The organism is Flavobacterium restrictum (assembly GCF_007097245.1).
GTDB classification, from domain to species: Bacteria; Bacteroidota; Bacteroidia; order Flavobacteriales; family Flavobacteriaceae; genus Flavobacterium; species Flavobacterium restrictum.
In genome coordinates, this window is the sequence record NZ_VJZT01000009.1 from 31,742 (window position 1) to 46,815 (window position 15,074).

The 15,074-nt window shown below is 34.5% G+C and carries 13 protein-coding genes; 11 read left to right on the forward strand and 2 right to left on the reverse strand.

Going from position 1 to position 15,074, the window contains the following annotated elements; translation table 11 throughout:
• Positions 1-75 precede the first annotated feature (75 nt).
• A complete protein-coding gene (locus FNW21_RS09665; RefSeq protein ID WP_144256535.1) occupies positions 76-885 on the forward strand; it encodes an energy transducer TonB in 810 nt (269 codons plus the stop codon).
• Positions 886-1,175: 290 nt separating this feature from the next.
• Positions 1,176-1,751, forward strand: coding sequence for an energy transducer TonB (locus FNW21_RS09670; protein WP_144256536.1), 576 nt, complete (start codon positions 1,176-1,178; stop codon positions 1,749-1,751).
• Between the two features lie 267 nt (positions 1,752-2,018).
• On the opposite strand, the gene FNW21_RS09675 is transcribed toward FNW21_RS09670, so the two are convergent.
• Positions 2,019-2,876 carry a M48 family metalloprotease gene (locus tag FNW21_RS09675; protein ID WP_144256537.1) on the reverse strand — a complete coding sequence of 286 codons (858 nt, stop codon included), beginning with the start codon at positions 2,874-2,876 and terminating at the stop codon, positions 2,019-2,021.
• 312 nt (positions 2,877-3,188) lie between these two features.
• On the opposite strand from FNW21_RS09675, the gene FNW21_RS09680 reads away from it, so the two are divergent.
• From FNW21_RS09680 to FNW21_RS09705, 6 genes are all read left to right on the forward strand, one after another.
• Positions 3,189-3,467 carry a hypothetical protein gene (locus tag FNW21_RS09680; protein ID WP_144256538.1) on the forward strand — a complete coding sequence of 93 codons (279 nt, stop codon included), beginning with the start codon at positions 3,189-3,191 and terminating at the stop codon, positions 3,465-3,467.
• A 62-nt stretch (positions 3,468-3,529) separates the two neighbouring features.
• The gene (locus tag FNW21_RS09685) at positions 3,530-4,231 is read left to right on the forward strand and encodes a GLPGLI family protein (RefSeq protein ID WP_144256539.1); all 702 of its coding nucleotides are present in this window, start codon (positions 3,530-3,532) and stop codon (positions 4,229-4,231) included.
• A gap of 44 nt (positions 4,232-4,275) precedes the next feature.
• Positions 4,276-6,888 (forward strand): carboxypeptidase-like regulatory domain-containing protein, encoded by a 2,613-nt coding sequence (locus FNW21_RS09690; RefSeq protein WP_235889621.1) that lies wholly within the window; start codon positions 4,276-4,278, stop codon positions 6,886-6,888.
• A 144-nt stretch (positions 6,889-7,032) separates the two neighbouring features.
• Entirely contained in the window at positions 7,033-7,932 is a 900-nt protein-coding gene (lipA, locus tag FNW21_RS09695; protein WP_144256541.1) for a lipoyl synthase, read from the forward strand.
• Between the two features lie 28 nt (positions 7,933-7,960).
• The gene (gap, locus tag FNW21_RS09700; protein ID WP_144256542.1) at positions 7,961-8,974 is read left to right on the forward strand and encodes a type I glyceraldehyde-3-phosphate dehydrogenase; all 1,014 of its coding nucleotides are present in this window, start codon (positions 7,961-7,963) and stop codon (positions 8,972-8,974) included.
• Between the two features lie 5 nt (positions 8,975-8,979).
• A complete protein-coding gene (locus tag FNW21_RS09705; RefSeq protein WP_144256543.1) occupies positions 8,980-11,145 on the forward strand; it encodes a tetratricopeptide repeat-containing hybrid sensor histidine kinase/response regulator in 2,166 nt (721 codons plus the stop codon).
• Between the two features lie 18 nt (positions 11,146-11,163).
• Here the strand turns inward: FNW21_RS09705 and lpxK are convergent, their stop codons facing one another.
• Positions 11,164-12,189, reverse strand: coding sequence for a tetraacyldisaccharide 4'-kinase (gene lpxK, locus FNW21_RS09710; protein ID WP_144256544.1), 1,026 nt, complete (start codon positions 12,187-12,189; stop codon positions 11,164-11,166).
• Positions 12,190-12,269: 80 nt separating this feature from the next.
• On the opposite strand from lpxK, the gene FNW21_RS09715 reads away from it, so the two are divergent.
• Genes FNW21_RS09715 through FNW21_RS09725 form a run of 3 tightly spaced genes read left to right on the forward strand, consistent with a single transcriptional unit; the run spans position 12,270 to position 15,033 of the window.
• Positions 12,270-13,364 (forward strand): Nif3-like dinuclear metal center hexameric protein, encoded by a 1,095-nt coding sequence (locus FNW21_RS09715; RefSeq protein WP_144256545.1) that lies wholly within the window; start codon positions 12,270-12,272, stop codon positions 13,362-13,364.
• A gap of 3 nt (positions 13,365-13,367) precedes the next feature.
• Positions 13,368-14,147, forward strand: coding sequence for a zinc ribbon domain-containing protein (locus tag FNW21_RS09720; protein WP_144256546.1), 780 nt, complete (start codon positions 13,368-13,370; stop codon positions 14,145-14,147).
• 37 nt (positions 14,148-14,184) lie between these two features.
• The gene (locus tag FNW21_RS09725; RefSeq protein WP_144256547.1) at positions 14,185-15,033 is read left to right on the forward strand and encodes an alpha/beta fold hydrolase; all 849 of its coding nucleotides are present in this window, start codon (positions 14,185-14,187) and stop codon (positions 15,031-15,033) included.
• The last annotated feature ends 41 nt before the right edge of the window (positions 15,034-15,074 follow it).

The following is a 15,074-nucleotide window of genomic DNA, read 5'->3' on the forward strand; positions in this document are numbered from 1 at the left end:
AATACTATTGGCGTTAATATATTAAACAACGCTGCTTATGATTGGACTGATACGTAACCTTTAAATTCCGAAATCATGTCACAATTAAGTATTTACGAAACCAACTGGATTAATCTTGTTTTTGAAAACCGAAACCAAGCCTACGGAGCCTATCAGCTGCGCCAAGAAAACACCAAAACATCCTTCCAAGCACTCTTGTTAGGAATGTTGCTACTCGTTTCAGCAGTTAGTGTCCCCATGATACTTAATCTATTCAAAGCACCAAGTTTACCACCTGATAGTATTCCCGGAATCGTAATAAGACCCATTCATCTGAACCTGATTATAGATCCTTTGGTTAAGCCAAAAGCGGTGCTTCCAAGGGTAAAAAACCCAATCGAGGTTCCCGTAAAAACCAGTCAAATGGCACATCCTGTTATTGTTCAAGCCAATCTCGCCAGCCCAGACGTACCGCTAAATAGTGTGGCAAATACAACCGCACCAGTTACTGATGGTGGCACAACTGGCACAGCAAGCGCAACTACTGGAGCGGTTATAAACACTAGCACACTACCTACTGATACCAATGCAATTGTAACCACAGTAGCACTTGACAAACTACCTGAATTTCCTGGTGGCATCAATAAATTCTATATGTATGTGGGCAATAATTTTGAAAAACCAGAAATAGAAAGCAGCAAAGCGATTCGAGTGTATGTGTCGTTTGTTATCGAAAAAGACGGGAGCATGACTGCTATTCAAGTACTAAAAGATCCTGGATACGGACTAGGAAACGAAGCGGTTCGTGTTTTGAAATCATTAAAAACAAAATGGACTCCAGGAATTTTGGCTGGAAAAGCAGTTCGAACCGCCTATAATTTACCCATTATTATTCAGATGGAATAATTTATAAAACGAGATTTTATCCCATTTACATTGATAAGCAACACCTAGAACGTGTTGCTTTTTTTATGTCCGCAGATTTTCAAAACACACACAATTGCCTTTCTTGATTTAAAATACTGATTTCCAATGTTAAGCTTTCAAAAATAATGCTTCAAAATGTTTTTCGAAAACTTATTTTTTTTACTTTTATGTAAAGTTAATGTTAAGTTTGTTTTAATTTAAAGTTATGTTTATTAAAACACATTTAAGGTCTAACTAAAAAAAGTAGTAATCCTAAAAAAAAAGTAAACATGTACACAAGCAAAAAATCCCAAATCGAAAACACAATTGTTGATGCAAAACCAAATCAATTTTCAGCACTACACCATCCTGCAAAATACGGTGTATGCGCGCTCATGGGAATCCTGATGTTACTGCAAACTCCAAGTTTTGCCAAAAACAAAGTAGTACCCAATCCACAAAGAACAATTCCTAGTTTGACTTTTCTGCCGAGCAGCGTTGCTTTGGATTCGGTAAAAAAACGAAAAGTAGCTATTGAAAACGAAAGAGTCATTATCAATCTAAATGAATTAGACAAAGTAGCAGAATATCCTGGCGGGATTCAAAATTTTTATTCAAAAATAAGCGCAAATTTAGATTCCTCCGAATTAAATTATAAAGTTTTTACACAAATTCACGTTTCCTTTGTGATTGAAAAAGACGGAACTATGAGCGAAATTGTAGTAGACACGACCATTGAACCCGATTTGAAAAAAGAGATTATTGATGGTTTGAAAGCCATAAAAACAAAATGGTCGCCCGCAATAATGGACAATCAACCCGTTCGAATCGCCTACGGATTACCAATAGTGTTGAATTTAGATTAACAAATTACATTTTGAACCAATACATATTCTAAGATAGTGTTGGTAATACTTAATAAGACTGTCCGCCAAGCGGACTAACAATGCAATAATAGGACACGGATTAGGCAGATTTTCACAGATTGCTATATAAAAATTTGTTTTTATCCGTTCAAATCCGTGTCATCTGTGTCCCATTTTTAAAATGGATACAAGTAACCGATTGTCATATTACGTAAAGCAAAAAGCAGTACCAAAAATGGGTACTGCTTTTTTTTATGCGTTCAAAAACTATTTTTTCTTCTTCTTCTTTTTCGTTACTGGCTTTTTAGTCGACGGTGCAACTGGGACTTCCTTTTTTTGCACATAAGGCTGGTACAAACCATCGGCAATGGCGCGCTGTTTGGCATCTTCGGCACGTTGTTTTGAATCGGGATGTGAACTCATCATCCGGTCTAGAAACGAAGCTTCGGCACCTTGACTCATCGTAGCCAAGATTGAAAAGGCTGCAGCAACGGCATTGACATCGTAGCCATTTTTTTTCATAAAATTATAGGAGAACTCATCCGCTTCGGCTTCTTGTTTTCGGCTGTGTTGGCTATCAATCATTAGATTTCCTAGTTTGCCCAACTGGCTATCGGTAATCGTAGAAATAGTTTGAGATTGTGACGCAGCAGCATCAATCAAAGCTTCTTTTTTGTAAGCCGCTTTCATGGCATCGCGGGAATGATGTTTCGCCACGTGCCCAATTTCATGCCCAATAACAGCTAGCAATTCGTTGTCATCCATAATATCCATCAACCCAGAAAACACGCGAACGCTCCCATCGGCGGTGGCAAAAGCATTCACTTCTTTTAGGATATACACTTTATAATTCAGCGTAAAACCGTCGCCTTGGGTGTATTTACCAAAAACTTTATTCAACCTGATGGTGTAGGGATCTGTAGCGGTTGCAATGGTGTGTTCAGCATCCATTTTATCGACGGCGGCTTTAGATAATTTAGCAGCATCGGCATCGCTAAAGGTAAATCCTGCCAAGCCTTTTTGAACGGCACCTAATGCTTTTTCGCCAAAATTAATTTGCGCATTCGATTTTGAAAGTCCAAGAGTCACGAAAACTAATGCGAATAAGATATTTTTTGTCTTCATTTTTATTTATTTTTTGAGGGACAAATATATGATTGATTTAACTAAAAAAATGAATTTGGCAACTAAAATCAAACATTCTTTTCAAATACAAAGGCAATCAACATGCTTAAAATAACAGAATTCTCATAATTACGCACTACAATTATCAATAATTAACAATTAAGTAGCCTCTTTTGGCAAATAAATAATTTAAGAAAACAATTATATATAAAACAAAAATAAACAGGATTTTACTTGTAAATGTTATTTTTTTTTTTTGCTTTACAAACGGTTAACCAAAGTATTTTATTACTAATTTTAATTTTTTAAAACATGAAAAAAACATTTTTTATCGCAGTAGCATTTGTATGCTTTTCTAATTTTGCTTTTGCAAATGACAGACAATTAAAAATTAATTCAACCGAAAAGGCTTTGAAAAATCAGCCAATGGAATTAATTTCAAATCTAAATGAGGAAACTAAAGAAGTTTTCAAAACAAAGTCAGAAGAAGATCGTTTTTCATTTTGCTATGAAATAGGAAGAACTGTCACAGAGTCACATGGTGTTAGAATTACAACTGTATATAGTCATTGTACTGATTACAGACTATAAATACCGTCCAAGTATAAGAGGTGTTTTTTGCACCTCTTTATTTTTAATAATTAAATCATATCATGAAAAAAAAAATATTTATTCTATTAATTGCCACAATAATAAGCTATGGCCAAAACATTAAAGCAGTTTACGTAAGTACCTCAATAAAATCAATGGGAGAAGATGATGGTAAATCTAGTGAAATAAAGCCACGAACCTTTACCTATTCTTACAGCAATAAAAAATCAATTTACACAATGGTGTCCATTCAAAAATCATCTATTGACACTTCATTTATAGAACACGATGGTATAAAATTCCCAACATATAATGAGGTAATTGTGCCTTCGTCAGACATAACATACAAAGACCTCAAAAACAACCTGCTATTAAAAGAATATACAATTCAAAATAAAAACTTTAGTGCCAAAGACAAACTTACTGATTACCAATGGATAATAACCGATGAAAAGGCTGTAATAAATGGATATAATTGTACAAAAGCAACAACAACAAAAGACATATTTCCAGTTAGCGCTTGGTTTTGCGATGAAATTCCTATTAATGATGGCCCAGTAGAGTTTTGGGGCTTACCAGGACTTATACTAAAAGTTGATCTAGGCGGTTATAGTGTCATTACTCTGGATCGAATAAAAATCACAAAAGAAAATCTTCCTGTAAATGAACCTGAAAATAAAAGCAAACAAGAATCTCTTGATAATTTTTATAATAGTATTGACTCTCATCTAAGTTCAACTTCTATTTTTTCAACACTTAAATAACCCTTATTTTTTTGAAAATAAAACATTTTACAACTGCTTTTTTAATGCTTTTATTGTGTACAAGTGTTTTTTCACAAACTATAATTCATGGTATAGTCAAGGACGCTAGTGATACAATTATTTCTTCATCTAATATTCAAATTTTAAACTCAAACACGAACAAAACTGTTGCTTTTGGTGTTTCTGATGATTTTGGTTTGTTTGCTATTTCTGTAAAACAAACAGGCTTATACATCCTAAAAATCACTTATCTAGGATACAATACTTTGTACAAAAAAATTGAAATTAACGATAAGACTACTACTATTTTTGAGTGTGTTCTAATTGAAAACAAAAACCAATTAGACGAATTGATTGTAAAAGCACAATCAACAGGAATGAAACAAAAAGGCGATAAGCTGACCTATAGTGTTGAAAATTTTATGAATGGAACGGAAGAGTCGCTAAAAGATATTATAAAAAAACTCCCTGGATTAGATATTAACTCCAATGGAAAAATAACTGCAAACGGAAAAGAAATTGACAAACTCTTGATTGATGGCGAAGAATTTTTCAGGAATCAACACCAATTGGCTACCGAAAACATTTCATCTACAATGGTAAAAAATGTTGAATTAATAAAAAATTACAAAGATTTTGGAAAGGTCATTACAGAGAACAAAAGTGGCGTAACTGCTGTAAACATTAATATTAAAGATGAATTTAAGAATAAAATATCCGGTAGTATTGAAGCTTCGGCGGGATATTACAACATATACAATCTTCACTCCAGTCTTTTCTCTTTTAGAAAAAAACTAAAAACTTCTTTAATTTTAGAAGACAATAACACAGGAAAACAAGCAATTACGCTTCAGGATTATTTTAGTTTGACCGAAGATAAAGACAACTATGGAATAGAAAACAACAGCAAAGTAGTTTTTAGCAAAGCTGATGATTTTCCAAAATTTTTAACTTCTCAAAATAATGTAAAAGAACGCAAAACAAATTTTGCTGCATTCAATTTAGTATACTCACCAACTCCTAAAATAAAAATAAATTTAAGTTCAATTTTAAACAAAGCAAATCAACTTGAAGAACAATTTATAATTCAAGACTATTTTACAGCTGGGACGCCAATTCAAAACAATGAATTACTTAAGAATAAAGAAATCAGCATATTTAGTTCAACACAAATGGAATCTTATTACAAACCAAATGATAAAACTATTTTTAAATATTTAATAAACCTAAATGCAAACAATACAAATTCAAATCAAAATACTGAAAACAACACAATAGGTTTTGAAAATACCATAAATGATAAAACGACAAATAAAACTATTTATATAAAAAATAATTTAGTATTTTCCAGAATAGTTAATCCTAAAATGCTTTTAAACATAAATGCTTTTTACAATAAAAACACAAATGGCAATGAAAAAAATATTTACGCCACAAATCCATTCTTAAATTTAACGTTTGCAAACAATATTTATGAAATAAATCAAAATAGAAATATAAAAAACAGCGATTTGGGATACAGTGCCCAATTCAGCTTAAAATTAAAAGAAAACACACTTAATATACTATCTGGATCTAAATTTGAAAATGAAACATTTCTAAATAGTGTGAAAAATCAAGATTCTTTTTACAACAATCTTAATATTGAAACTAACGATTCTTATTTTGGGTTTGACTTTACGTATATGCCAAAAAAAATATTCAGTTATAGTTTTGGTTTATCACATCATTACATAATGAAAAAATACAATGAAATTTCAAATTTTAATCGTCACTATTTTTTTCCAAAAGTTGATATAAAAGCCATTTTCAATCCAAATCACATTATAGATTTCTCTTATCAATTATCGACTAAATTTCCAGTAATAGAAACATTACTTCAAAACAGGACTATTATTGATTACAGAAATTTTAATTCTAATGAGAATGTAACTTATAATTCAGAAATACCACTTCATCAATTCAATTTGAACTATTTTATTTACAAATCAAAAACCACTATTATTATTAACGGAAACTATACTAAACAAGAAAAATCAGTAAGTACAAACAATATAAATACCAATAATAGTAACCAAACATTATTCAAATTAAGTCCATACGAAGAATCCATTTCTGGAATGTATTTTTTAGAAAAAAACTTAACAAAATTATATTCTTTCACAAATAGTTTATCCATTTCTAAAACTAACAAAATAGCTTTTACTGAAAATATTGCAAATCAATATAACACAATTTCCACCTCTTTTTTAGTACAAGTGTCATCCAAGTATAAGTTATTCCCAGTTAATTTTGAAACTGGTTATATTGGTTCAATTAACAATTACGATTACGAAAAATCAAATTCATTTTTAAAAGAAAAAAGACTATTTGTGAACTTTAATGGAAAAGCTTTAAAAAACATATTTTGGAATTTGAATTTAACTTATGATAAACAAAGCACAGCTACTTCTGACAGTGAAATCTACAATTTAAATCCAAGAGTTAGATATAATAAATCAAAAAGCAAATGGGCCTTTAGTTTATCAGGTAATAATATAATGAATATTGATAATCCTATTCGAATACAAAATAATAGTACCGCTAATTATTTTGAAATAATACGTTTTAGCTCTCTATCAGGCTATGTTTTATTTGAAGTGAAATACAAACTGTAATTTTACTATTTAAGCCGTTTTTAAAGCGACAAATCAATTGGACAAAACCAGAAAAAAACATTTTTTTTAAAGCAAATCCACAAGCATATAAAACCCACTTTTTTCCAGTAGTTTCCTTATCTTTGTCATTCGAAAATTGAAAATATGGAAACTGTTTTAGAAAATGACATGCCTTTAGCAACCAAAAACACAGCCGAAGTAACTGTGGCGAAACCAAAATGGCTGAAGGTAAAACTACCAATAGGAAAAAAATACACCGAGCTTCGAGGCTTGGTAGATAAATATAGTTTGAACACAATATGCACCTCTGGTAGCTGCCCAAACATGGGCGAATGCTGGGGCGAAGGTACTGCAACGTTCATGATTTTAGGAAATGTATGCACGCGATCTTGTGGTTTTTGTGGTGTAAAAACCGGTAGACCCGAAACCGTAGACTGGGATGAACCCGAAAAAGTGGCTCGCTCCATCAAGATCATGAATATTAAACATGCCGTGATTACGAGTGTGGATCGTGATGATTTGAAAGATGGAGGATCGATTATTTGGATCGAAACCGTAAAAGCCATACGTAGAATGAATCCCAATACCACTCTCGAAACATTGATTCCTGATTTTCAGGGTATCGAACGCAATATGGATCGCATCGTTGCCGCCAATCCCGAGGTGGTTTCTCATAATGTTGAAACCGTACGCCGCTTGACCCGTGAAGTGCGCATTCAGGCCAAATACGACCGCAGTCTTGAAGTTTTGCGCTACTTGAAAGAGAAGGGAATCAAGCGCACCAAATCCGGAATTATGCTGGGATTGGGCGAGCAAGAAGAGGAAGTATACCAAACCATGCGGGATTTGCGTACTGCCAATGTTGACGTGGTTACCATTGGGCAATACTTACAACCTAGCAAAAAACATTTACCCGTTAAGGAATTTATAACGCCAGAGCAATTTGCCAAATACGAAAAATACGGCTTGGAACTTGGTTTTCGTCATGTAGAAAGTGGCCCTTTGGTACGTTCCTCCTACAAAGCTCAAAAACATATTTTATAAGCCCTTTAGCTAATACTGTCTTCTTAAAATGACAAAAATAAGAATTGCTATAAATGGTTTTGGACGTATTGGTCGTAACTTATTTCGACTGCTACTCAATCACCCTCACATAGAAGTCGTTGCCATAAACGATATTGCAGACTCCAAGACCATGGCGCATCTCGTTAAATACGACAGCATTCATGGCGTTTTGCCCGCTGTGGTAAGTAGTGATGCTACTGGAATTGTAGTAGATGGACGTCATTTTTTGTTTTTTCACGAAAAAAACATCGCCAACTTGGATTGGAAATCACATGACATTGATTATGTGGTAGAATCAACTGGAAAATACAAAACCTTTGACGAGATAAATGATCACATTCTTGCTGGTGCCAAAAAAGTGATTCTCTCCGCTCCTGCCGAGGTTGACACTATAAAAACAGTAGTTTTGGGTGTCAATGAACACATTTTGGACGGAACCGAAACCATTATTTCGAATGCGAGTTGTACCACTAACAATGCTGCGCCAATGATCAAAATCATAGCCGATTTGTGTGGTATCGAGCAAGCCTATATTACCACTATTCACTCCTACACAACGGATCAAAGTTTACACGATCAACCGCATAAGGATTTGCGAAGAGCGCGTGGAGCGAGTCAATCTATAGTCCCAACAACTACAGGAGCGGCCAAGGCTTTGACCAAAATTTTCCCAGATTTGGAAGGCAAAATTGGCGGTTGCGGCATTCGGGTTCCCGTACCTGATGGCTCCCTGACGGACATTACCTTCAACGTAAAACGTGCAGTAACAATAGCCGAAATAAACCAAGCCTTCCAGCAAGCAGCACAAACAAATTTAAAAGGAATTCTGGATTATACAGAGGATCCCATTGTGTCGGTGGATTGTATTGGGAATCCTAATTCCTGCTTATTTGATGCGCAACTAACATCAGTCATCGATAAAATGGTCAAAGTAGTGGGCTGGTACGACAACGAAATTGGGTATTCGTCACGAATAATTGATTTGATTTTGTACACCCATAAAAGCAAACCTAACAACTAGCAAAAGTGAAGTATATAGTAATTGTAATTCTTTTTTGGAACGCTATTTTGCTTGCGCAACCTAAAGCAACTAACGATAGTGTTGCCTATTATAGTAGCTTGGCACGTTATAATTTCAAAATAAATAACACCAGCAAAGGAATTTACTTTATACAAAAATCAATACTTTTTAGCCAAAAAAAACACCTAACTACTACTGAAATTAATCAAAACTATTGGTTAGGAAAAGTATTATTAGATCAAAAAAAATACAACGAAGCCCTACTCTATTTTCAAAAAACGATTGAGTTATTCAACACTACTAAACCAACAGTAACCCTAGCAAATACGTATTATTTAATGGGTTTGGCTTCTGTTGAAAAAGGAGATTTTGAAGCCTCCAAAACAAATTTTGACCGTGCTGAATCTGTTAGAATTTCTTTAAAAATGACAGATAGTACCGATGGTCTGAATTTAAAAAAAGGAATTCTATTTCAAACGAATAAAAATTTTGAATTGGCTACTGAAACTTTTCAAAAAATAGTTAAAAAACCAGACACTCACTCGAATTTAAAAACAAAAACAGCTGCCTATTACCGACTTGGTTTAATCGAAAATGAACGAAAGCAAAATGATTCGGCTATTAGTTATCTCGAAAAAGCATTGATTTTAAACTCAAAAAACAATGATTTAGAACAAAAAGCAGCTATTATGTTGGCCTTTAGTAAAAGCTACAAAGAACTGCAACAATACGATAGAGCCTATTCCTACCTTGAAGAATACCACCAAATAAAACTGCATAGTGCCGAGATAAAGAGCGCTAAAAGCAATCGAAATAGCTTTGCCAAATTCAAGCAAGAAGAAGTTTTGAAAATCAAAATCCAAAAAGAAAAGGATGCCAAACAAATACAAAAAGCAGCCAAGTATTCAAAACTAACCAGTATTCTTGCCATAGCATTAATCACTATTTTGCCCTTATTGAGCTTGTCTCTTTATAAAAATAATATCATACGAAGCGATTCGAATCAATTGTTGAAAGATAAAAATAACGAACTTATAATTGCTAAAAATAACGCCGAAAAAGCCTCAAAAGCGCGTTCCGAATTTCTATCAACAGTAAGCCATGAACTCCGGACACCACTCAACGCCATCAATGGAATTACCCATTTATTGCTAGAAGACAATCCTAAAAAATCACAATTGGACTACCTTAAATCGTTGCAATTTTCCGGCAATTATCTTGCTACTTTTATCAATGATATTTTGGAAATTAACAAGATAGAATCCAGTAAAATAGAAGTCGAAAACATTGCCTTCAACCTGAAACAATTGCTGTTTGACATCCACAACTCCCAGAAAGAATTTGCAATTGTAAACAACAATGATTTTAAACTCGAAATAGCCCCAGACATTCCTGATTATTTGATAGGAGATCCTACTAAATTATCGCAAATATTTTTGAACTTGATTAACAACGCCTTAAAATTCACTAAAAATGGTGCGGTAATCGTTACAGCACAAGTAAGCAAAGTAATCCCTCTAAAAGCGAATATCTATTTTGAGATTATAGACACAGGCATAGGCATTCCCGAAGAACAAATTGAAAACGTGTTTGAAAATTTCTCGCAAGGTTCCGTAGAAATTAATAGAAAATACGGTGGTACCGGACTTGGTTTGACCATTGTAAAGAACTTGGTGAAAATTCTTGGTGGCAAAATTAATTTAAATAGTGAAATTAATAAAGGTTCCACGTTCTCATTTGAGTTGCCTTTTAGCATTCCTACAAAACTGGAAGCTGTTGAGAAAAAAACAGCGGTATACGATGCTAATGTACTCGAAAATAAGAAAATCCTTTTGGTCGAAGACAACAGAATCAACCAAATGATTACCAAAAAAATGCTTGAGAATAAAGGCGTAAACTGCGAAATCATTGATAATGGAGAGGACGCCATTGTATTGATTCAAAACAATACGTATGATTTGGTACTCATGGATGTGCATTTACCCGGCATTAATGGCACGATTGCAACCCAACAAATTCGGGATTTTGACAACAACACCCCGATTATCGCCTTGACTGCAATTTCGCTGCATGAAAACAGAGAAATGCTCTTGTCCTATGGTATGAACGATGTCATTACAAAACCATTTGTACCCGAGGAATTTTATAAAAAAATAGCCGAATACATCTAGCCAACAACGGGTTACAACCTATTTATTTGCCATTTTTTTAACTGCATAATCAAGAATAGTGGCATTAAATTGTTCGCTCTCCGAGAGAAATTGACTTTGTATAGGCAAATAAAACAATTGTTTAACTAGTGCTGAATCCTTCAATCGAACATAATCTTTTTCGGTAGTAACTATTATTTTTTCTAGTGCTTGTTGTTGGATACTTTGAATATCGCTTTCGCTAAAATGGTGGTGATCCGGAAAAGTCAAACACACATCGGTTTCATTTTTTAAGTAATCAAAAAAGGGAGTTGGTTTGGCAATTCCTGCCAAAAGCACTTTGGAAATAGGCTTAATTTGACTGACTTTCATTGTTTTATCTTCATCAAAAATGCACGCATCATAACCAATACTGGTAAAATACAAATCTTGATGAGACGCTAATTTTAATTTGGCTCTAATCTCATTTTGCTCCATAACCGAAAGATTGGGATTGCATTTGGTCACGATAACAACATTCGCTCTTTGGGCGCCGCTACTGCTTTCGCGCAGATTTCCTGTAGGCAACATCCAATCATCACAATACAAATCGCCATACGTGGTGAGCAAAATATATAATCCTGCTTTTACTTTACGGTGTTGAAACGCATCGTCAAGCAAAATGATTTTGGGTTTTGTAGTTTGCAAAAGTAGTTGTTCAATACCGTTTTTTCTATTGGCATCAACAGCAACTTGAATCGAAGGAAATTTTTTATAAAATTGAAACGGTTCATCGCCTAGTATTGCGGCATTTGAAGTGGCATTAGCAAGAATAAAACCTTTGGATTGTCGCTTGTACCCACGGCTTAATGTGGCCACTTGATAGGTTGGCGAAAGCAACCGAATTAAATATTCTATTTGTGGTGTTTTTCCAGTTCCGCCAACGCTTAAATTCCCAACAGCAATAATAGGAATCTCGAATGAATAGGAATTAAGAACCCCTCTATCAAAAAGAAAATTACGAATACTGGTTATTAAACCGTATAAAATGGAAAAGGGGAAAAGGATTTTTCGAAGTAGCATCATTTTACGAAAGTAAAATTTTTATTTTAAAATTGATTTGTTTATTCGTTAATTTGTTCCATTGCTATAAATCAAAAATGAAAATGAAAATAAAACAAATCCTTTCCGTACTTGAAGAAATGGCACCATTGGCCTACGCCGAAGATTTTGACAATGTAGGCTTATTAATAGGAAATCAAGAAGCGGATGCCACCGGAATTCTGGTGTGTCACGATGCTTTAGAAAACGTGATTGCCGAGGCTGTTGCCAAAAACTGCAACTTGGTGATTTGTTTTCACCCGATACTTTTTTCGGGATTAAAAAAAATAACGGGCAAGAATTATGTCGAGCGAGCCATAATCAAAGCCATCAAGAATGACATTGCTATTTATGCCGTGCATACCGCGCTGGACAATCATCCCGAGGGAGTCAACAAACTATTTTGTACTGCATTAGGATTGCAAAACACCCAAATATTGATTCCAAAACAACACTACATTCGCAAACTAGAAACCTATACCGTTCGAGACAATGCTGATACTGTTCGGAATGCGTTATTCAAAGCTGGCGCAGGAAGCATAGGCAATTATGACCAATGCAGTTTTAACTCCGAAGGAACTTTTACCTACCAAGGCAACGAGAACAGCAATCCTGTAGTGGGCGAAAAAGGTGTTTTATCTACGGGAACCGAAACCAAAATCGAAGTTGTTTTCGAGAAGCATTTGGAATCCAAAATCGTAAAAGCCCTTTTTGAGGCTCATATTTATGAAGAAGTGGCCTATGAAATTTATGATTTACAAAACACCTATCAAAAAGTAGGTTTAGGAATGATAGGCGAATTAGAAAATCCGATGAACGAGAATGATTTTTTGGCTTTTGCCAAAGAAAAAATGCAAGCTAACGGTATTCGGCATTCGGAATTTATGGGAAAAGAAATAAAAAAAGTAGCCGTTTTGGGTGGATCTGGAAGTTATGCCATAAAAAATGCAATTCAGGCTGGAGCCGATGCGTTTTTGACAGCCGATTTGAAGTACCATCAGTTTTATGAAGCCGAAAATCAACTCCTTTTGGCCGATATTGGACATTTTGAAAGCGAACGTTATACAAAAAATTATATTGTTGAGTATCTTCGGAAAAAAATCCTTAATTTTGCAATCATTTTATCGGAAGAAAATACAAATCCAGTTAAGTACTTATAGAATATGGCGAATACGAAAGAATTAAGTGTTGAGGACAAGTTAAGAGCAATTTACGATTTACAACTTATTGACTCTAGAATTGACGAAATTAGAAACGTGAGAGGAGAACTTCCTTTAGAAGTGGAAGATTTAGAAGATGAAGTTGCTGGTTTAAGCACTCGTTCAGAGAAATTAAAAAGTGATCTTGAAGTGATTGAAAACTTGATCAAAGAGAAAAAAAATGCAATTGATGAGCACAAAGAGTCCATCAAAAAATACACGAAACAACAAGAAACTGTTCGTAACAATAGAGAATTCAACTCTTTGACCAAGGAAGTTGAGTTTCAAGAGCTAGAAATTCAATTGGCTGAAAAGCAAATTAAAGAAATGAAAGCTTCTATGGAACACAAAAAAGAAGTGATTTCAAGCTCTAAAGAACGATTAGAAGCTAAATCAACGCACTTAAAACATAAAAAATCCGAATTGGATGCAATTATGTCTGAAACTCAAAAAGAAGAAATCTTCTTGTCTGAAAAATCAGCCGAATACCAAGCATTAATCGAAGAACGTTTGCTGGTAGCTTACAAAAGAATTAGAAGTAGTGTTCGTAACGGATTAGCAGTTGTTTCTATCGAAAGAGGAGCATCAGCAGGATCATTTTTCACAATTCCGCCACAAACTCAAGTAGAAATTGCTGCTAGAAAGAAAATCTTAATCGACGAGCATTCTGGGAGAATATTAGTCGACAGCGTTCTAGCTGAAGAAGAAAGAGAGAAAATGGAACAATTGTTTTCTAAATTCTAAACCCTTAAGTCCCGATTCACATCGGGACTTTTTTTATATGAAAAAAGGATATTATTTGCTTTTAACCAAATCGATTGGAGCCATACTCAACAGCATCAGTTGGCTATTTCCTGCTAGAGCAACGCAACTTGCCTATGCGCTTTTTAGCGAACCCAGAGAAGGGAAATTAGTTCTTGACCAACTTCCTAAAATCCTTCAAGAGGCAAAACTAGAAACCCTAACGGTAGCCAATCACCATTTTCAAACCTATACTTGGGCTGGTAACGAAACCAAAATACTTTTAATACACGGCTGGGAAAGCAACGCTTCTCGTTGGGAAAAACTACTGCCGTACCTGCAAAAATCAGGAAGCACCATTATTGCTATCGATGCGCCCGCCCACGGATTGTCAAGCGGAAAAGCATTTAGCATTCCTCAATATGCCCAATTTATTCACACTGCCGTTCAACAATACAATCCCAATCACCTCGTTGGGCATTCGCTAGGCGGCAAAACCTGCTTGTATTACCAACATTTGTATCAAAACAAAACCATCGAGAAAATCGTGATTTTAGGTGCGCCAAGTGATTTTAGAATTATTTTAAACAATTATGTGGCTCTTTTGGGACTTAATACCACCTTGGCAAAAGCATTAGCAACCTATTACCTTGACAATTTTAATCTAGTTTTAGACCAGTTTTCGGCGCAATTATTTGCTGCAACCATACCCAATCTCGGATTTATTGCCCACGACACGAAGGATACCGTTGTGCGATTTACCGAAGGAGAAAAAATTGCTAAAGCTTGGAAAAATGCCGTTTTCTATCCCACCAAAAATCTCGGACACAGCATGCACGACGATGCGCTGTACCAAAAAATTACGCAGTTTTTAGTAGGAACACTATAGCATTTAGTACCTGAAAACACAATAGCGTGTATTCCTATTTA

What these genes read in the sequence shown, in the direction of transcription:
- FNW21_RS09665 (WP_144256535.1), top strand. Translation starts at nt 76, where the DNA reads ATGTCACAATTAAGTATTTACGAAACCAACTGGATTAATCTTGTTTTT.
- FNW21_RS09670 (WP_144256536.1), top strand. Translation starts at nt 1,176, where the DNA reads ATGTACACAAGCAAAAAATCCCAAATCGAAAACACAATTGTTGATGCA.
- FNW21_RS09675 (WP_144256537.1), bottom strand. Translation starts at nt 2,876, where the DNA reads ATGAAGACAAAAAATATCTTATTCGCATTAGTTTTCGTGACTCTTGGA.
- FNW21_RS09680 (WP_144256538.1), top strand. Translation starts at nt 3,189, where the DNA reads ATGAAAAAAACATTTTTTATCGCAGTAGCATTTGTATGCTTTTCTAAT.
- FNW21_RS09685 (WP_144256539.1), top strand. Translation starts at nt 3,530, where the DNA reads ATGAAAAAAAAAATATTTATTCTATTAATTGCCACAATAATAAGCTAT.
- FNW21_RS09690 (WP_235889621.1), top strand. Translation starts at nt 4,276, where the DNA reads ATGCTTTTATTGTGTACAAGTGTTTTTTCACAAACTATAATTCATGGT.
- lipA (WP_144256541.1), top strand. Translation starts at nt 7,033, where the DNA reads ATGGAAACTGTTTTAGAAAATGACATGCCTTTAGCAACCAAAAACACA.
- gap (WP_144256542.1), top strand. Translation starts at nt 7,961, where the DNA reads ATGACAAAAATAAGAATTGCTATAAATGGTTTTGGACGTATTGGTCGT.
- lpxK (WP_144256544.1), bottom strand. Translation starts at nt 12,189, where the DNA reads ATGATGCTACTTCGAAAAATCCTTTTCCCCTTTTCCATTTTATACGGT.
- FNW21_RS09715 (WP_144256545.1), top strand. Translation starts at nt 12,270, where the DNA reads ATGAAAATAAAACAAATCCTTTCCGTACTTGAAGAAATGGCACCATTG.
- FNW21_RS09720 (WP_144256546.1), top strand. Translation starts at nt 13,368, where the DNA reads ATGGCGAATACGAAAGAATTAAGTGTTGAGGACAAGTTAAGAGCAATT.
- FNW21_RS09725 (WP_144256547.1), top strand. Translation starts at nt 14,185, where the DNA reads ATGAAAAAAGGATATTATTTGCTTTTAACCAAATCGATTGGAGCCATA.